Source organism: Bradyrhizobium sp. AS23.2 (assembly GCF_001908185.1).
In the GTDB taxonomy this organism is placed as follows: Bacteria; Pseudomonadota; Alphaproteobacteria; order Rhizobiales; family Xanthobacteraceae; genus Bradyrhizobium.
The window spans coordinates 1-17,243 of sequence record NZ_LGHM01000048.1; the positions used below are offsets into that span (position 1 = coordinate 1).

17 protein-coding genes and 1 pseudogene are annotated in these 17,243 nt (G+C 63.4%); 9 read left to right on the forward strand and 9 right to left on the reverse strand.

Annotated features, from left to right (window positions below):
• A partial coding sequence (locus tag AC630_RS46215; RefSeq protein ID WP_208866999.1) for a hypothetical protein occupies positions 1 to 211 on the forward strand: 211 nt, incomplete at its 5' end.
• Positions 212 to 336: 125 nt separating this feature from the next.
• On the opposite strand, the pseudogene AC630_RS11580 reads toward AC630_RS46215, so the two are convergent.
• Positions 337 to 1,092: pseudogene (locus tag AC630_RS11580) on the reverse strand (thiolase family protein); the annotation flags it as partial.
• A 172-nt stretch (positions 1,093 to 1,264) separates the two neighbouring features.
• Positions 1,265 to 1,900 carry a TetR/AcrR family transcriptional regulator gene (locus tag AC630_RS11585; RefSeq protein ID WP_074118672.1) on the reverse strand — a complete coding sequence of 212 codons (636 nt, stop codon included), beginning with the start codon at positions 1,898 to 1,900 and terminating at the stop codon, positions 1,265 to 1,267.
• Positions 1,901 to 2,148: 248 nt separating this feature from the next.
• Between AC630_RS11585 and AC630_RS11590 the strand changes: the two genes are divergently transcribed.
• The 8 genes from AC630_RS11590 to AC630_RS11620 are packed head-to-tail and all read left to right on the forward strand — an operon-like array spanning position 2,149 to position 10,162.
• Complete coding sequence (locus AC630_RS11590) at positions 2,149 to 3,462, forward strand: phytoene desaturase family protein (protein WP_074118673.1); 1,314 nt, start codon at positions 2,149 to 2,151, stop codon at positions 3,460 to 3,462.
• Positions 3,463 to 3,465: 3 nt separating this feature from the next.
• A complete protein-coding gene (locus AC630_RS11595; protein ID WP_074118674.1) occupies positions 3,466 to 4,320 on the forward strand; it encodes an ABC transporter ATP-binding protein in 855 nt (284 codons plus the stop codon).
• Positions 4,317 to 5,111 (forward strand): ABC transporter ATP-binding protein, encoded by a 795-nt coding sequence (locus AC630_RS11600; protein WP_074118682.1) that lies wholly within the window; start codon positions 4,317 to 4,319, stop codon positions 5,109 to 5,111. The genes AC630_RS11595 and AC630_RS11600 overlap by 4 nt, the downstream gene beginning before the upstream one ends.
• Positions 5,111 to 7,045, forward strand: a complete 1,935-nt coding sequence (locus AC630_RS11605) for an AMP-dependent synthetase/ligase (RefSeq protein ID WP_083636202.1) — start codon at positions 5,111 to 5,113, stop codon at positions 7,043 to 7,045. The genes AC630_RS11600 and AC630_RS11605 overlap by 1 nt, the downstream gene beginning before the upstream one ends.
• Positions 7,046 to 7,795 (forward strand): branched-chain amino acid ABC transporter permease, encoded by a 750-nt coding sequence (locus AC630_RS11610; protein ID WP_208867000.1) that lies wholly within the window; start codon positions 7,046 to 7,048, stop codon positions 7,793 to 7,795. It abuts the gene before it with no gap.
• Positions 7,752 to 7,919, forward strand: a complete 168-nt coding sequence (locus AC630_RS46220; protein WP_208867001.1) for a hypothetical protein — start codon at positions 7,752 to 7,754, stop codon at positions 7,917 to 7,919. Before AC630_RS11610 ends, AC630_RS46220 begins: the two co-directional genes overlap by 44 nt.
• A gap of 4 nt (positions 7,920 to 7,923) precedes the next feature.
• Entirely contained in the window at positions 7,924 to 8,970 is a 1,047-nt protein-coding gene (locus AC630_RS11615; protein ID WP_074118675.1) for a branched-chain amino acid ABC transporter permease, read from the forward strand.
• A 28-nt stretch (positions 8,971 to 8,998) separates the two neighbouring features.
• On the forward strand, positions 8,999 to 10,162 hold the full coding sequence (locus AC630_RS11620) for an ABC transporter substrate-binding protein (protein ID WP_074118676.1): 1,164 nt from the start codon (positions 8,999 to 9,001) through the stop codon (positions 10,160 to 10,162).
• A gap of 33 nt (positions 10,163 to 10,195) precedes the next feature.
• Here the strand turns inward: AC630_RS11620 and AC630_RS11625 are convergent, their stop codons facing one another.
• From AC630_RS11625 to AC630_RS11655, 7 genes are read right to left on the reverse strand one after another with little or no spacing between them, the layout of a single operon-like run.
• A complete protein-coding gene (locus AC630_RS11625) occupies positions 10,196 to 11,380 on the reverse strand; it encodes an enoyl-CoA hydratase-related protein (protein ID WP_074118677.1) in 1,185 nt (394 codons plus the stop codon).
• A gap of 28 nt (positions 11,381 to 11,408) precedes the next feature.
• Positions 11,409 to 12,602, reverse strand: a complete 1,194-nt coding sequence (locus tag AC630_RS11630) for an acyl-CoA dehydrogenase family protein (RefSeq protein ID WP_083636203.1) — start codon at positions 12,600 to 12,602, stop codon at positions 11,409 to 11,411.
• Positions 12,599 to 13,534: an alpha/beta hydrolase gene (locus tag AC630_RS11635; RefSeq protein WP_074118678.1), complete on the reverse strand. Its 936-nt coding sequence runs from the start codon at positions 13,532 to 13,534 to the stop codon at positions 12,599 to 12,601. The genes AC630_RS11630 and AC630_RS11635 overlap by 4 nt, the downstream gene beginning before the upstream one ends.
• Position 13,535: 1 nt before the next feature.
• Positions 13,536 to 14,288, reverse strand: coding sequence for an SDR family NAD(P)-dependent oxidoreductase (locus tag AC630_RS11640; protein WP_245330341.1), 753 nt, complete (start codon positions 14,286 to 14,288; stop codon positions 13,536 to 13,538).
• 3 nt (positions 14,289 to 14,291) lie between these two features.
• Positions 14,292 to 15,086 (reverse strand): enoyl-CoA hydratase/isomerase family protein, encoded by a 795-nt coding sequence (locus AC630_RS11645; RefSeq protein WP_074118679.1) that lies wholly within the window; start codon positions 15,084 to 15,086, stop codon positions 14,292 to 14,294.
• Between the two features lie 15 nt (positions 15,087 to 15,101).
• Positions 15,102 to 15,596 (reverse strand): aromatic-ring-hydroxylating dioxygenase subunit beta, encoded by a 495-nt coding sequence (locus tag AC630_RS11650; protein WP_074118680.1) that lies wholly within the window; start codon positions 15,594 to 15,596, stop codon positions 15,102 to 15,104.
• Positions 15,596 to 16,855, reverse strand: a complete 1,260-nt coding sequence (locus AC630_RS11655) for a Rieske 2Fe-2S domain-containing protein (protein ID WP_074118681.1) — start codon at positions 16,853 to 16,855, stop codon at positions 15,596 to 15,598. The genes AC630_RS11650 and AC630_RS11655 overlap by 1 nt, the downstream gene beginning before the upstream one ends.
• Between the last annotated feature and the right edge of the window lie 388 nt (positions 16,856 to 17,243).

Sequence of the window (17,243 nt, forward strand, 5' to 3'; positions counted from 1 at the left end):
CTTTGGCCGGTCATTGGACGATCCGACGCGAGAACATCGGCCGCCTGCAATGATTGGCGACCACGGCCGCATGCCGACCTACCCGTTTGCACACAACCAAGACCCCAAGCCGACCTCATCTGCTAAGGCCAATAAAACAACCTTCGCACTGCCCCTGCGATCTCCTTCTCCGCTGGGCCGCAGTTCCGCACAGAGCAGTTTCTCTCTGTAGCCAAAATTCTCCGACGATCTGGCGCGTTTGAACAAAGCATTGGCGCGCCTAAGCAAGATGAACCGTGGTCCGCCACCCCACATCAAGAACGCGGCGATTGGGACCCGTCGCGGTGGGGATCATAGGTGATGCACATGGTCGATGCGTTCAACCTCCGCATAGCGCTGGAGGGCGACGGCATCGAAGCCGAACTTCTCTCCCTGGATCGCGAAGGACGGCTCCAGCGCGCCGAGCGTCTGCATCGTGGTCTCGGGACGCAGGTGCTCGTCTCGGTCGAGGATGACAATGCCATTGTCGTCACGAACCGGCACCACCGAGTTCGCAAAGTAACCTGCGGACCATGCCTTGGCGGCCCGCTTCTGGCTCTCGACGGCGTAACTATCCACGTCGTTACGCGAGTAGCCGTGGATGGTCGCGATCAAGTCAGCCGAGATCCCCTGTGGGACGAAGTAGTTCGGGATTGTGAAGTGCGGATCAGACACCAGTGCGCCGCCGGATGAGAACATCTCGATCCGCGACATGCTTTCCACGCCGCCTCCGATCGCGATGTCGGATTGTCCGGCCATGACTTGTGCCGCCGCCATGTTGCAGGCTTCGAGGCCCGAAGCGCAGAAGCGATTGATCTGAACGCCCGGCGTAAGCTGATCGTAGCCTGCGACGAGGACAGCCGTGCGGGCAATGTCGGCACCCTGCTCGTTGACGGGGTCAGCGACGCCGAGGATCACATCGTCGACCCGGGCCGTATCCAGCTCGGACCGATCGCGAAGGCTTTTCAGAACGCCCGCCGCAAGGCGAAGTGGCGACACTTCGTTGAGCGAGCCGGATGCGCGTCCCCGGCCACGAGGCGTTCGGACGGCGTCGAAGACGTACGCGTGACCCATATTCTCACCCTGGCAAAGTTCGCTCCCGGATGCGCTATAATATAATCCGGACAGACGGTCAATTAATTGCAGCGACGCGACGCTCCGCGCCATGTGGTCAATTCAGGAGAGGCGACAATTGATCAGTACGGCCAAATGACGGGCGCGCTCCGGGCTGGCACCCGGCGGTCGCTCACGAACGCTGCGCATCCGCTGCGCGAAGGGCCTTGAGGGATCCAGAGCTTGCGATGCCGTGCAGAAACTGGTCAACGACCATGTCGGCAAACTCGGCAGGACCGATCCCACCCTTGGGATCGTACCAGGTGTGGCTGAAGTTGAGAGTGCCAAACAGCATCATCGCGTAGATCTTCTTGGTCCGCTTGACGATTTTGCCCTTGTTGTCGAGTTGGACAATAAGACCGGTTATCAGATCGACGATCTGCCGTTCGAGCGACTTGATCGTTTGCTGGTCATCCTCGCCGAGGAACGTCAGGTCGTTGAGGATCAGGCGCTGCTCCTGCGGCGAGCGCGCATTGAGATCGACAATGGCGCGAATAGCGGCGCGGAATTGATCGAGAGTCGAGGAGTGGTTCGCAATTGCGGTCTCCACATCCACGATCATCTGATGCACGTGCTCGTCCAGGATCGCGAACAGTATCGCTTCCTTGGAGTCGAAGTAGTGGTACAGCGCACCGCGCGAGAGCTTGCACGCCTCGGCCAGGTCGGCAATCGAGGCACGCATGTAGCCTTGATTTGCGAAGAGGCCGCGCGCCGCGACAAGAATTCCCCGCTGGATATCGTCGTAATTCTCCGAGCGCGTCCGCGCCATATCGCCTCTCTCGTCAAGTATCGGCGCCGCCGGATCCGACGACTCGCGTCCCTCTATACTACTGGTGCGCGCAACACGCTGGGCTCGCCCACGCCATTTCACCAGAACTCTTCGACTTGACCGCCCAAATTTGATCTAGATCAAAAAATAATTTGAACGGCCGGTCGGATTATAATATCCTCTGTCCTCACGGGCAAGCAGTTCACGCACGCGGGGAGCAACCCAGCGGCATCGAGGGAGGTTGTTCCGTGGACAGTCGAAAGATCGATGCTGTCGTGATTGGAGCCGGCGCCGGCGGGTTGTGCGCTGCGGCGCGGTTGGCTCACGCCGGGCTCTATACGGTGCTGGTCGACGACCACGATCGCCTCGGCGGTCGCGCCTCGACTGAGGAGATCGAGGGCTTCAAGGTCAATATCGGCGCGATCGCGATCGAGTTCGGCGGCGTCTTCGAAGAGACATTCCGAACTGTCGGCGTCCCCCTCAACATCCGTGCGCCGGAGCCCGCGAGTTCCTTCTTCATCGACGGACGGCTGATCGACGTCGGCCGCGGCGGCTGGTCGCTCCTGCTCGGACAGTTGACCAAACAGGCTTCGCGCATCCTTGAAAAATTCGCAGACGCACGCTCGGGCAACCTGCCTGACGGCCGACAATCCACCGAAGACTGGCTGAAGGGCTACACCAGCAACGCAACCGTGCATGCCCTCTTCCGCAATCTGTGTGCGGCGATCTTTGCCTGCAATGCTGCCGAGCTGCCGGCCCGCGCGTTCCTGACCTATTTCACCAGCAAGGGCGCCTTCAAGAAGTTCGGCTTCTGCCCGGAAGGAACGATCGGCGTCTGGAACAGCCTTGCGACGGCGGTGAGACGCAACGGCGACGTATGGCTCGGCACCCCAGCCACCGAAATCCACATCGCGAATGGCCGCATCACCGGCGTCACGGTTCGTCGGGACGGCGCGCTCGTGCGGATCGCTACCGACCTCGTCATCAGCAATGCCGGACCGAAAGCAACGGTCGCGCTCGCCGGTGAAGCCGCATTCCCCGCCGACTACGTAACGCAAGTCAGGAACGGCCTTCGCCCGGCGGCCAATATCGTCATCAACATCGCCAGCCGCGAGCCGCTGGTGGATCATCCGGGCATTGTCACCTTCGGCAGGACGCGGCGGCTCTGCAACATGGCCAACCTCGCCGCCACCTGCCCCGAACTCGCGCCACCCGGCTGGCATCTCTACGTCGCCTATGCCGTGCCTGTCCCCGCGCTCGGCGATTTCGACTCCGAATCCGAGATTGCGCTTGCGTTCTCCGACCTGCGCGAGCAGTTCGGCAATTTCGATCAGGCCAAGATCCTCTCGATCCGCGTGATGCGCGACGACTGGCCGGCGCAACGGAGCTGCGCTGGCTACGATCTGCCGCGAGAGACCGGCATCGAGGGGCTTTGGTGCGTCGGCGATGCGGTCAAGCAGTATGGCAATGGCGGCACGCAGGCCTGTGCCGAAACGGCGAAGATCGTGACCGACGCCATCCTTGCCGCGCGGTCGCCCGTCGCCCAAGCGAGCCGGGTCTAAGCGATGCCGACCACTCTACCGATCCCGACATGTTCCACCGCACCGCAGGCCACGCCGGCGCCGGATTGCCTGCTCGAATTCCGCAACATCCGGATCGTCTACGACAATGCGATCGAGGCGATCCGCGACGTCTCGATCGCTGTGCCGGAGGGGGGCATCGTCGCCCTGCTCGGCTCCAATGGCGCCGGCAAGTCAACGCTGCTCAAGGCGATGTCCGGCATCCTCTATACCGAAGAAGGGGTGATCGAGAACGGCAGCATCCGCTTCCGCGGGGAGGACGTGCATCGGTTGCCGCCCGACGAGCTGGTGCGCCGCGGCATCGTGCAGGTGCCCGAGGGCCGCCGCGTGTTTGCTGCACTCACGATCGACGAGAATCTGCAGATGGGCGGTTACACCAAAACCAGCGCGGATGCGCGAGAGCGCCGCGACAAGGTATTCGTGCTGTTCCCCCGGCTCTACGAGCGGCGCGATCAGATCGCAGGCTACATGTCCGGCGGGGAGCAGCAGATGCTCGCGATCGGCCGCGCCTTGATGACCGATCCTTCCCTCCTCGCGCTCGACGAGCCCTCGCTCGGGCTCGCGCCGCTGATCATCGATCGCATCTATGAAGTGATCGTCCGCCTGCGCGACGAGTTGAAGATGACGGTGCTGCTGGTCGAGCAGAACGCCCAGCGCGCGCTCGACATCGCCGACTACGGCTACATTCTCGAGACCGGCCGCGTCGTGCTCGACGGCACCGCCAAAAAACTCACCGCCAATGAGGACGTCCAGGAGTTCTACCTCGGGATCTCCTCGGGCGACCGCAAGAGCCTGCGCGAGGTCAAGCATTACAAGCGCCGCAAGCGGTGGCTGTCGTGACCGCGCTCCTCACCGTCGAGAACCTCAGCAAGCGCTTCGGCGGTCTGCAGGCGGTCGCCGATGTCAGCCTCACGGTTGCCCCGGGCGAGATCTGCAGCGTGATCGGGCCGAATGGCGCCGGCAAGACCACCCTCTTCAACATGATCTCGGGCGTGCTGCGGCCGAGCGGCGGCCGCATGGTTTTCGACGGTATCGACCTCTCGTCCATCTCGCCCTGGCGGTTCGCCGCCGCCGGAATTGGCCGCACCTTCCAGAACCTCGCGCTGTTCAAACACGGCACCGTGGTCGAAAACATCCTGACCGGCCGACACACCCATCTGCGCTCCAACGTGCTGGATGCGGTGATCTTCTTCGGCCGCACCCGCAGCGAGGAGATCGCAGCGCGGCAACGAGTCGAGCACATCATCGAATTCCTCGAGATCGAGCATGTCAGGGACGCGATCGTCGGGGCGCTGTCCTATGGCCAGCAGAAGCGCGTCGAGCTTGCGCGCGCGCTCGCCTCGGAGCCAAAGATCCTGCTGCTCGACGAGATGGTCTCCGGGATGAACCAGGAGGAGACCGAGGACATCGCCCGTTTCGTGCTCGATATCCGCGACGAGCTCGGCATTACCGTCCTGATGATCGAGCACGAGATGCGGATCGTCATGGATATCTCCGATCGCGTCCACGTGCTCAATTTCGGTCGCAAGATCGCCGAAGGCACCCCCGATCGGGTCAGGCACGACCCGGCCGTCGCCGAAGCCTATCTCGGCGGCCAGCGCGCCAGCCCAATTGCAAAGGCGGGGTCGTGATGTCGACGCTCGATAGCCTCCGCTCCACGCTTCCACCACTCCGGGCAAACGCCGCCCGCAGCGCGCCCACGACGGACGCGGCGACCTTCCGCGCTTCGCTCCGCGATGCCGCCGTCACGATTCCGCAAATGCTGCGCCAGCGCGCGGCCATGCATGGCGATGCGCGGGCCTTGCGCGAAAAGGACTATGGAATCTGGAATCCCTATTCCTGGCGGCATTATTACGAGACGGCGCGGGCGGTCGCGCTGGGCCTCTTGTCGCTCGGCATCAAGCCGGGAGATCGCGTCGCTATCGCCGGCGAGAATACGCCTGAGTGGTTCTACGCCGATCTCGGCACGCAGATGATCGGAGCGATCGCCGTCGGCATCTATCCGACCAATCCGTGGATGGAGCTCCAATATATTGTCAAGCATTCGGGCGCCCGCGTCGTCGTCACCGGTGACCAGGAGCAGACCGACAAGGTGCTGGACGCCATGGCCAACAACGGCGGCCTGCCGGGTCTCGAGGCTATCGTTTGCATCGACATGAAGGGGTTGCGGCACTACCGCCAGTCGACGCTGATGTCGTTCGAGGCGCTGTGCCAGCGTGGCCTCGCCTATGTGCGCGAGAATCCCGACGCGAATGCGGCGCTCGACCGCATGATCTCACAAGGCGGGCCCGACGATGTCTGCATCCTCGTCTACACGTCGGGCACCACCGGCCCGCCCAAGGGTGCGATGCTCACCCACCGCAATCTCGTCTACGCCGCCTATACCTATGCCGAAGCCGTCGGGATCGCCGACAAGCCGTTCGAGGCGGTGAGCTATCTTCCCCTGTGCCATGTTGCCGAACGATGCTACGGCATGGTGACGCATCTCGTGCTTGGCGGCACCGTGAGCTTCGCTGAATCGATCGACACGGTCGCCATCAACATCCGGGAGATCGCGCCGACCTTCTTCGTCGGCGTGCCCCGGATCTACGAAAAGCTGCAGCAGGGCTTCCTGTTCAAGCTCGGCGAAAGCGGCCAGATTCGGCAACGCCTGACCAGGGCTTGCCTCGCCTGGGGCCGCAAACTGTCCGACCGCCGGCAGGCCGGAAAGGAAGGCCTGCTCGATCTGGCCGCCTATGGCTTGCTCTATCTGCTGATGTTCCGCAATCTTCAGCGCCATCTCGGCTTCGCCTATAGCCGCCATCGGCTTTGCGCGGGCGCATCGATTTCGCCCGAGACTCTGCGCTTCTTCGACATCATCGGCCGTCCGGTGTCGCAGGGCTATGGGCTTACCGAGAGCGGTGGCGTCGCCTTCATCCAGATAGCAGATCATCACCGGATCGGCGGCTGCGGGCTACCACTTCCGCAGACGGAATGGAGGCTCGATGACGACGGCGAGATCCTTCTGCGCAACCCCGGGGTCTTCAAGGGCTATTTCCTCGACGAGAAGGCCTCGACCGCTTCGCTCGAGGCTGGCGGCTGGCTGCGCACCGGCGACATCGTCGAGGTGCTCGACAATGGCGAGATCGCCGTGGTCGATCGCAAGAAAGCCATCATCATCACCGCCGGCGGCAAGAACATCGCGCCATCCGAGATCGAGAACGCGCTGAAGGATTCCGAGTTCGTCAAGGAAGCGATCGTGGTCGGCGAAGCCAAGAAGTTCCTCGGCGCCATCATCCAGGTCGACTACGACAATGTCGGACGCTGGGCACGCGACCGCGCGCTCGCCTACACCAACTACAAATCGCTGTCACAGCTTCCCGAAGTGCACGAGTTGGTCGAGCGTATCGTCAACGACACCAACAAGCGCTTTGCCCGGGTCGAGAACATCAGGCGGTTTGCGATCCTCGAGAAGGAGCTCGACCATGACGACGGCGAGCTGACCGCAACGCAGAAGGTGCGCCGCGCCATGATCGAGAAGAAGTTTGCGCGCGAGCTTGCCATCATCTACCCGGCGGAGGGCTGAATGCAGTATCTCCTTCAGCTCCTGATCTCAGGCCTCGCAATCGGCGCGATCTATGGCCTGATCGCGATGGGCTTTGCCGTCATCTACAAATCGACCGGGCTAGTCAATTTCGCCCAGGGCGAGATGACCATGATCACGGCCTACATCGCCTGGACCATCTCAACGACCGTCAGCGGCAACGTGTTCGTCGTCGCGTTCGGTGCAATCCTCGGCGCCATCCTGCTCGGGCTCGTCATCGAGCGCGTCGTGATGCGGCCGATGCTGGGCGAGCCCGTATTTGCGACGGTCATGGTCACGATCGGCCTCGCGGTGATCCTGCGCTCCGCAATCAACTTCATCTGGGATGCCTACCCGCACGGCCTCGACGTCGCCATGGGCCGCGAGATCGTCCGGTTTGGCGGAATGGGCGTCCGCACCGGCCAGATGGCCGTCATCGCGACGCTGCTCGTGCTTCTCGCGGCAATCTGGGCCTTCATCCGTTACAGCAAGATGGGGGTCGCCATGCGCGCCGTCGCGGCCGACGACCGCACCGCCCTGCTGATGGGCATAAGTGCCACCCGCATCCACGCCCTGGCCTGGGCCGCCTCCTCCGTCATCGCCGGGATCGGCGGAGTTTTTTTTCGCCCTGTCCTACGATCTGTCGCCAACGATGTTCCAACTCGGACTCAAGGCGTTTCCGGCAACCATCCTGGGCGGGCTCGACGCCGTGCTCGGCTCCGGCCTCGGCGGCCTCCTGATCGGCATCGTTGAGAATCTCGCCGGCGGCTATATCGGCTCCGGCATGAAGGAGATCGCGGGCTTTGCGATGATCATCGTGGTCCTGATGATCCGCCCGTTCGGCATGTTCGGCGAACGCGACATCGAAAGGGTCTAAGGCGATGCGCACAGGCGATTACAAGCAGACCTACGCCGAACTCGTCGCACTGATGGATTCCCCGCCGGTCTGGCTGTGGTCGGTCGTTCTTGTCCTGGCGCTCGTCGCCGCGCCCTATGCGCTGAACGCCTACGCCCTGTCGTTCCTGACGATCATCCTCATCACGGTGACAGGCGCGCTCGGCCTCAACATCCTCACCGGCTACACCGGCCTGATCTCGCTCGGCCATGTCGGCTTCCTCGTCACCGGGGCCTATGCCTATGCGGTCCTGGTGTCGAAGTATCACATGCCCCCTTTGGTCGGCTTCCTCGGTGCCGGCATTGTCCCGGCGCTGGCGAGCCTGATCGTCGGCGCGCCGTCGCTGCGCCTGAGGGGCCTTTATCTCGCCATCACGACGCTCGCCTTCTCCTTCATCATCAACACCGTGATCCTGGAAATGCGCTGGCTGACCAACGGCGCCCGCGGCATCGCGGTGCAGCGGCCGGAGATTTTGGGCATCAGCTTCGAGAGCGACGCCGCGTTCACGCATCTCTGCCTCGTCGTCGCCATTCTGACGCTGCTTGCAACCCTCAACATCCGCCGCTCCAGGGTCGGCCGCGCCTTCGTGGCGATCCGCGACAACGACACCGCGGCGCGCGTCATGGGCATCAACCTGCACGCCTACAAGCTGTTCGCCTTCGTCACGTCCGCCTTCATCACCGGCATCGCCGGCGCGCTCTACGGCATATATCTGTCTTTTGTTAGCGTCGAAGGCTTTCCGTTCCTGCTCTCGATCGAGGCACTGGCGATCCTGATCGTCGGCGGGCTCGGTTCGGCACTTGGCGCCGTGCTCGGCACCATCCTGATCGTGTTGCTGCCGGAAGCAACGCGCCTCGTTTTCAGCGTGCTCAGCGCCCAGATCGACGCGGTGTTCACCACAGGCGCGCAGGAGCTGAAGAGCATGCTCTACGGCCTCGTCATCATCCTGTTCCTGCGCTTTCAGCCGCGCGGCCTGGTCGGCGCCTGGCACGACATCAGACGCGCATGGGTGAACTGGCCGCTGCGTTACTGACAAAACCAATACTGGAGGGAGGACAGAAATGAAAAATCATCTGACGACTGCGTCGCTGTTGCTCGCGACGACCCTGCTGGCCGGCAGCGGCAGCGCGCGTGCCGCCGACCCCGGCATCACCGACACCGAGATCCTGATCGGCGACGTCGAGCCCCTGACCGGACCGCCGGCGCTGCTCGGCGTAGCCGCCTCGATCGGCCACAAGATCGCGATCGCGGAGATCAACAATGCCGGCGGGATCAACGGCCGCAAGATCAAATACGTGCTGGAGGACGATGGTTATGTCAGCGCGCGCACCATCCAGGGTGCCAAGAAGGTGATCGAGGTCGACAAGGTGTTCGCCATGCTCGGCATCTCCGGCTCCGGCCAGTCGATCGCCGTGATGCCTGTGCTGGAGAAGGCGGGCATTCCGACCGTGATCGACGTCGCACCCGTCAAGCTTCTGTGGGAGCCGCCGCGCAAGAACGTGTTCGTGGTCGGCCAATCCTACGAGGAAGGGATCATCCACCTCGTCAACTACCTCGCCGAGAAGAACCCCGGCAAGAAATGGGGCCTGATCACGCAGGATGACGATTACGGCATTACCGTGCGTGATGGCTTCGATTCAGTGGTTAAGTCGAAAAAGCTGAACGTCGTCTATAGCGGCAACTACAAGAAGGGCCAGCAGGACTTTTCGTCCGACATGCTCCAGCTGAAGGAGTCCGGCGCGGAAGTCTTCCTCGCCGGCGGCATCATTGCGGAGAACATCGCGATGATGAAGGAGCTGGAGAAACTCAACGTCAAGCCGGTGACCGGCATCTTCTGGCCCGGCCGCATCGAGCCAGTGCTCAAACTGATGGGGCCGGCTGGCGACGGTATCTATGCGGTCGACTATGTCGAGCCCTTCGCGGGCGAAGCCGGCAAGGCATTCCTCGAGAAGGCCAAACCGCTGGTGTCGGAGGCCGAGTTCAAGGGCATCAACCGCTACACCATGACCGGCTATGCCGCCGCGAAAGTCTTGATCGCGGCGATCGAACGCTGCGGCAAGCAGCCGACCTGGGCCTGCACGATCGGCGAACTGGAAAAGACCAAGAACGTCGAGACCGGCGTGATGGCCCCGGTGAGCTTCGGTCCCGGCGTTCGCTTCTCGAACCAGAAACTGCAGATCATGCAGGCCGATGCGGTTACGATGAGCTTCAAACCGGTCAAGTGAAGGCCGCCGACAGATGACCGGGGCAGCCCCCGGTCATTTCCCCTTGAAAGCAGGCCGGCGCCTGGATGCGAATGCGGCGATGCCCTCGCGTGCATCGTCAGAGCGGCTCGCGGCAACGATGGATTCACATTCGACTTCGAGCTGGGCGCCGAGGCTTGATTCAAAAGACTGCCGCAACATACGGCGCATGGCACCAAAGGCCTGCGTCGGCCCCGCCGCCAGTTCCCTCGCGACCGCCATTGCTTGCGCTTCGACGGAGTCGTCCGGCACGAGACGCGAGACCAAGCCGAATTCCAGGGCCTCCTGCGCCGTCAGGCGGCGATTGAGCAAGAACAGCTCCTGCGCCCGCCGCATGCCAACCATCCGCGGCAGGAACCAGGTGTTGCCGCCGTCAGACGTCAACCCCAGCGCGCCATATCCGAGAGCAAAACGCGCATCAGTGGATGCGAATATGATATCTGCGGCGTAGAGAAGGCCCAACCCGCCTCCCGCGGCGGCGCCACGCACTGCCGCAATGACCGGTGCATCTATGCCTGTCAGGCGGTCTATAGCGCGATGATATCCATCGATCATGCGGCGAAGCTTGCCCGGCAACTCGGCCTGCGGTGTACCGGCGAAAAGATTGATATCGCCGCCCATGGTAAAATTCTTCCCGTTCCCTGCGATCAGGACGGCGCGCAAACCGGAGGTTTCGGTCATTCGTGCCGAAGCATCGTCCAGATCCGCGGCCATCTCCTCATTGATGGCATTACCCTGGTCCGGACGATTGAGCCGAAGAGTTGCAATGCCGTCTGCGATCTCGAGGAGGACGGTCTTGAAGGGGCCCGCGGCATCATGCCAGCGAGCGGTGTCGGTATATTGCTCGAGGCGCGTGATGCGCTCACCCTCGAATGTGATGAGATGCGCAAAGGAAGCGTCGAGAGGGCCTCCTCCATGCTTTCCCTCGCCACGGTACCGACCTGTCACAAGCAGACAAGCCTCTCCGACCTCAAGAAAGCGCTCTGGTTCGGCACGTGCAGCAAAATGCCGGGCGATTGCTCCCCACCCGCTGCGACGCATCGCAGAGGGGCCCTCGTGCCGGCCTCCGATGCCGAACGGCATCCCTTCCGCGATCTCGCCAACGAAATCCGGGTGAAGCAGCATCTCGAGCTGCTCCTTGTTCCCGACAGTCAGCGCCGTATAAAGCAGGCGAGCGATATCTGAACGAGTCTTCGGCATGTCTCTTGCTCCCGTTCAAATCGCCCGGCTACAGCCGCTTCGCGACTTCTTCCAGCATGACCTCGGTGGCGCCGCCGCCGATGGTCAGCACACGCGCATCCCGGACCATGCGCTCGATCGGCGTCCCCCGCATGAAGCCGCTGCCGCCGTGCAGCTGCAGGCAGCCATGCACGACCTCGTGCAGCACCTCGGGTGAGAGGGCCTTGACCATGGACACTTCGCGCAGGCAGGGCTGTCCCGCGGCGGCAAGCTCGGCGGCGTGATAGGCGAGCTGGCGCGCGGCCGCCGCCTTGGCCGCGAGCTGGGCGAGCTTCAGCCGCACGGCCTGCTGGTTCCAAAGCGGCCCGCCAAAGGCCTGCCGCGTCCTCACATAGTTTGCCGTCAACTCGATCGCCTTGGCGGATTCGCCGGCGCAGATACCGCCGATACAGATGCGCTCGTTCTGGAAGGTCTCCATGATGCCGTAGAAGCCCTTGTTTTCTTCTCCGAGCAGGGCGCTGGCCGGTACGCGAACGTCCGCGAAGGCGATTTCGGCGGTGTCGGAACAGAGCCAGCCGTGCTTGTCGAGCTTGGTCACCGCGATGCCCGGCGTGTTGCGTTCGACGATGAAGAGCGAAATTCCCCGGCTGCCCTTGGCGTGCGGATCGGTGCGGGCGGCGACGATCAGGATGTCGCCATAAACCGCGTTGGTGATGAACATCTTGGAACCGTTGATCACCCATCCCTCGCCGTCGCGGATCGCGCGTGTCTTCAGGCCCGCGACATCGGAGCCCGCATCCGGCTCGGTCACCGCGATCGAGCAGATGGTCTCGCCGCGGATGATGGCAGGCAGATATCTTTGCTTCTGCTCGGGCGTGCCGCGCAGCGAAATGTGCACCGCCGACATGTCGGTGTGCACGAGCGTCGACGAGGTGAAGCCGCCGAAGCTGGAACGCCCCAACTCCTCGGCAAACACCATCGACGCCAGCGGCCCCATGTCGGTGCCGCCATATTCGACGGCGTGGCGCATACCAAGAAAGCCCAGCGCGCCCATGCGGCGAAAGATCTCGCGCGGGATCTTGCCCTCGCGCTCCCAGGCCTCGCCATGTGGCACCACCTCCTTCTCGACGAAGCGACGCACCTGCTCGCGCAGCATGCGGAGCTCCTCGGGCAGATTGGACTGCTCCGAGAAATGAAAGTCAGCTTCGGCCGACTGGCGGGGACCAGACGTCATGACGTTCATTGTGCTGGTCTCCCGTCATCGATGTGAAGATGTCTGCGCAAGAACATTGCAAGCTCCGTCAGGGCTTCGCAGGCCTGTGGAATCTCCGCGAACATCTGGAACACGTGGATCATGCCGCTCCAGACCTGGAGTTCGACGTTCACGCCGGCACCTTTGGCCTTGGCTGCGAACGCAGTTGAATCGTCCTGCACGGTCTCGCGGTCGCCGACCTGGATCAGCAACGGCGGCAAACCGGACGGACCGGCATAGAGCGGCGAGGCCAGCGGGTGGCGCGGATCGCCATCAGCGCCGAGATAGTTCTTCGCCAGCGCAAGGATCATCGCACGCTGATGGATCGGGTCGGCCTTGGCCCGGCTTTCATAGCTGGCACCCTTCGCGGCGAGGTCCGTCCACGGTGACATCAGTGCAGCGGCTGCCGGCAGCGTTTCGCCGCGATCGCGCAAGGCCAGCATGGCGGCGAGCGCAAGGTTGCCTCCGGCCGAATCTCCCGCAAGCGCGATGTCGGCCGGCCGCAAGCCCTGATCCAGCAGGTATCGATAAGCGGTCAGCGTATCGTCCAGCGCGGCCGGAAAGCGGTGCTCGGGCGCCAGACGGTAGTTGATCGCCAGGACGCGGCAGCGACTGGTTTGCGCAATCCGTGCGATCAGGTCGCGATGCGAGGCGATGGAGCCGATGCGGAAGCCGCCGCCGTGGAGATAGAGGATCGCCTTGTCCGGCGGTGCGGCGGCCGGCGCGATCCACTCGCCGTCCACGCCGCCGGCAGACACCTGGCGACACGTCACCGGCACCGAGCAGCCGGCGAAGGCCTCCTCCCAATCGCGGCGCATCTGCTCGACAGACGTATCACGCGTCCAGTTGCGATAGATCGACCGGAGGCGCTCGATCGCACGATCGACCGGGCTCGCGGCAATATCGCTGGCCGCTTCGTTCATCTCAACCGCCGATCCCCATGCCGCCGGATACGCCCAGCGTCTCTCCCGTGATGTAGGCGGCCTGGTCGGATGCCAGGAACAGCGCAGCAGCTGCGACCTCCTCCGGCTCGCCGAGGCGGCCAAGCAGGGTTGCATCCGTCATCGCGCGCAAGATCTTGTCGCCGCCAGCGGCGACCGCCTGCTCCAGCATCGGCGTGCGGATCGGTCCGGGCGCGATCGCATTCGCAGTAATGCGATAGCGTGCGTTCTCGCGCGCCATGCTCTTGGTAAAGGCGATCACGCCGCCCTTGGCGGCGGAATAGACCGAGCCTCCCCTGGAGCCGAGCCGGGCCGCTTCCGATGTGACGTTGATGATGCGGCCAAACCGCGCCGCCTGCATCGCCGGCAAGACGGCGTGGGTGCAGGCCAGCACGGAGGTGAGATTCACCGCGATGAGTCTGGCCCAGTCCTGCGGTGAGGTCTCGGTGAAGAAAGCGTGCTGATCGATCCCCGCATTGTTGACGAGGATGTCGAATGGCCCGTGCTGTGCCACGACCGCCTGCACGGCAATTGCGTCGGCGACGTCGACCTTTGCCGCCACCGCGCCGAGCTGCCGCGACAGTTCGGAGGCCGGAACAGGATCGAGATCTGCAATCACCACGTGGGCGCCCGCGTCGGCAAAGTTCCGCGCGATCGCGGCTCCAATACCCCGCGCGCCGCCGGACACGAAAGCGCGGCGACCGTCGAGGCATCCGAATGGCAGGGGCCCGGCCACGCCTCAGCGTCCCGTGAAGACGGGCTTGCGCCGCTCGATCACGGCCGCAAGACCCTCGCGCGCATCCGACATGCCTGACAGTTCGGAGACGGTGCGCGCTTCTTCCGACAGACACTGCTCGATGCTCGTCCCGGTGCCCGCCCAGACCAGGCGCTTGGTCGCAGCAAGCGCCTTGGGCGCGCCGGCCGCGAGCTCGCGCGCCAGGAGCATCGAGGCATCAGCGAGCTCACCATCGGGAACGACCTTGGTGACGATCCCCATCTGGAGTGCTTCCGCGGCCGGGATCACCGGATTGGTCAGCAGTATCGACATCGCGCGGCGCAGGCCGACGAGGCGCGACAACGTGACCGACACACCGGCATCCGGCGCCATCGCCACGCGCGTGGCACCCGCGAGGAACTTCGCGGATTCCGCCGCGACGACGATATCGGACGCGCAGACGAGACCGAAGCCGCCGCCGCCGGCCGCAAAGCCCTGCACGGAAGCGATGACGGGCGCTTCGAGGCGCAATAGGCCTGTGACCGCATTTTGGAGGTGGGCCGTGGCTTGGCGGATATAGTCCGGCAGGTTCTCGCCCTTTGATGCAAAGGCGCGCACATCGCCGCCAGCACAGAAATTGGCGCCCTCACCGCTCAGTAGCACGACGCGCAAGCCGGGATGCCCGTGGCAGACCATGATGGCTTCGCAGAGCGCGCTGAGCAGCTCGACGCTCATCCCGTTCGCGGCATCGGGCCGGTTGAGACGCAGGCGGGCGATGCCACAGTCGATGTCGAGCAGAACGGGTCCCTTGTCGATCATGGCGCGAGACCTCTCCTAGACCAGGAACGACAGCGTGTAGATCGCCTTGGCATTGTTGACGAGCACCACCTTCTTGTAAGCGATGCGCAATTCGCCCTCGACATGGCGCAGCCGATACTCGTTGCGGGCGGCCCACAGCGTATCGTCGCGCAGGCTCGATTCGAAGATCAGGCTGTTGCTGGCGACCGCGATATCACTATCCGGCTGTTCGTCCATCAGCTCAATGTTGGAGATGAGCCGGCGCAAATTCGACTGCGGTGTCTGGGTGAAATGCTTGCCGGTCATGAGCTGACGCACGCGGAGCGCAATCCGCGAGCGATTGTCGTAGATGATGGACATCTCCCGCTCCGGGTCGATATTCGCTCCGTTGGCCGGGACCCAATAGACGCCATCATCGGTCCACAGTTTTTCCCAGGCCTCATATTGATGCTCGTCCTGCAGCCGCGCCTCCCGATAGAGGAAGGCGGTAACGGCGCTCATCAGCGTGGCGCTGCTCTCGCGCGACAGCATCAGGTTGCCTCCATCAGCTTGCGATAATGCGCCCAGATGCCGCGCGACGGCACCTCGTCGGTGACGTGGCCGACCTTGAAGCCGAGCTCGTCCTGACGCTCGCGCTTCTCGCCGCGGCCGAGGAACACCCATTCGGGATTGCGCGCCAGCACGCCGCGGTGGCAACGCTCGTACATCTCGGAATCGTCGGCGAGCAGGAAGCCGGCCGGCCCGACCGATCCCATGGTCTGCTGCCGCAGGCGGCGGTTGAGGTCGGGCGCACCCTTGAACTGAAGCGCCGTGACGTGCTGAACGCTGTCGTCGACGCCGAGCGGCTGGATCACGAACATCTGGATTTCGGCGATGAACAGGTTCGGGAAGATCATCACATGCGGCGTGCCATCGATCATGATTTCACGAGCCGCGGTATCGCCATAGGCCGCCTTCATCCGTGCCGTGTAATCCGGCAGGCGCTCCTCGCTGGTGCCGAACCAGCTCATCGGCAGGGCGCGTTTCCGGAATTCCGGCCGCAGATCGATCTCGGTGTGACCATTGCCGTAGTCGCGGGTCAGCGCGGTCGAGGCGCCGCCGTAGAGCTTGCCGATCATGCTGTCGGCAACGCCGAAAATCGACGTGTGCACGAAGGCCGGGTGATAGCCGTCGCACTCGTTTTCCAGGATAAACTTCCAGTTGGCCTTCACACGATGTTTGAGGAAGCCCGCGGTGATCTCGACCTCGCCTTCCGGCGAGGTGCGCACCAGGCGATCGATGGTTTCGGCCGCGCCCCCGAGATGCTCCTTCAGCGTCGGCCCGTCAGCTGCGAACGAGCCAAACACAAAGCCACGATAGGACTCGACCCGTGTGACGCGCCCGAGCGCGAGATGGGACCGGTCCTGCCCCTCATAGCCGTCCGGAAAGGCATAGCCGACCAAGCGGCCATCGTTGGCGAAGGTCCATGAGTGAAAGGGACACGTAAAAGAGCGCGCGTTGCCGCGATCGTACGAGCAAACCTGATTGCCACGGTGCGAACAGCGATTGAGCAGGAGGTTCACTTTGCCCTGCTCATCGCGCGTCATGATCACGGATTGGGGGCCGATCGACTTGACGACATAATCGTTGGCGTTGGGCACCTCGCTTTCATGCCCAACATAGATCCAGGTCCGGTACCAGATGCGCTGGAGTTCGGATTCAAAGATCGCAGGATCGGTGTAAAGGGAGCCATGGACCCGATCGGATCGGATCAACTCGTTCCATTCCGAAGGCCGGACCAGCAGGTTCATCGCAAGGTCTCCGAAGCTCGTTCCGTATACCAAATAATAATCCGACCGGTCGTTTATATAATAATCCGTTTTTTGTTTGTGGCAAGCGAAATGGTTCTCACGGTCCGCAGCCTGAGACTTCGAGACGAGGGTTGCAGCTATCGGTCGGGCGATTTGCGCGGTCGTCCAAAGCAAGCGACCAACTGAGTCGGGAGGTTGCGGTGTTGCCGCATACTGCATCGCGTGGCAGTATGGGATTCCCTCAGGGGCTACACCCCGGGGCTACACCTGTGCCTACCGTAAATCACATCCGGCCATATTGATGGTGCAGTCCACCCAGGATCGGGCGGCAGACGATATTCCCGGCCCACTCAACGCCACGAGGGACCGGGGCATCCTTTTTCAATGA

Excerpts from the sequence above, each read along its gene's own strand:
- AC630_RS11585 (WP_074118672.1), bottom strand. The coding sequence starts at position 1,900 with ATGGCGCGGACGCGCTCGGAGAATTACGACGATATCCAGCGGGGAATT.
- AC630_RS11595 (WP_074118674.1), top strand. The coding sequence starts at position 3,466 with ATGCCGACCACTCTACCGATCCCGACATGTTCCACCGCACCGCAGGCC.
- AC630_RS11605 (WP_083636202.1), top strand. The coding sequence starts at position 5,111 with ATGTCGACGCTCGATAGCCTCCGCTCCACGCTTCCACCACTCCGGGCA.
- AC630_RS11610 (WP_208867000.1), top strand. The coding sequence starts at position 7,046 with ATGCAGTATCTCCTTCAGCTCCTGATCTCAGGCCTCGCAATCGGCGCG.
- AC630_RS11615 (WP_074118675.1), top strand. The coding sequence starts at position 7,924 with ATGCGCACAGGCGATTACAAGCAGACCTACGCCGAACTCGTCGCACTG.
- AC630_RS11620 (WP_074118676.1), top strand. The coding sequence starts at position 8,999 with ATGAAAAATCATCTGACGACTGCGTCGCTGTTGCTCGCGACGACCCTG.
- AC630_RS11625 (WP_074118677.1), bottom strand. The coding sequence starts at position 11,380 with ATGCCGAAGACTCGTTCAGATATCGCTCGCCTGCTTTATACGGCGCTG.
- AC630_RS11630 (WP_083636203.1), bottom strand. The coding sequence starts at position 12,602 with ATGAACGTCATGACGTCTGGTCCCCGCCAGTCGGCCGAAGCTGACTTT.
- AC630_RS11635 (WP_074118678.1), bottom strand. The coding sequence starts at position 13,534 with ATGAACGAAGCGGCCAGCGATATTGCCGCGAGCCCGGTCGATCGTGCG.
- AC630_RS11645 (WP_074118679.1), bottom strand. The coding sequence starts at position 15,086 with ATGATCGACAAGGGACCCGTTCTGCTCGACATCGACTGTGGCATCGCC.
- AC630_RS11650 (WP_074118680.1), bottom strand. The coding sequence starts at position 15,596 with ATGCTGTCGCGCGAGAGCAGCGCCACGCTGATGAGCGCCGTTACCGCC.
- AC630_RS11655 (WP_074118681.1), bottom strand. The coding sequence starts at position 16,855 with ATGAACCTGCTGGTCCGGCCTTCGGAATGGAACGAGTTGATCCGATCC.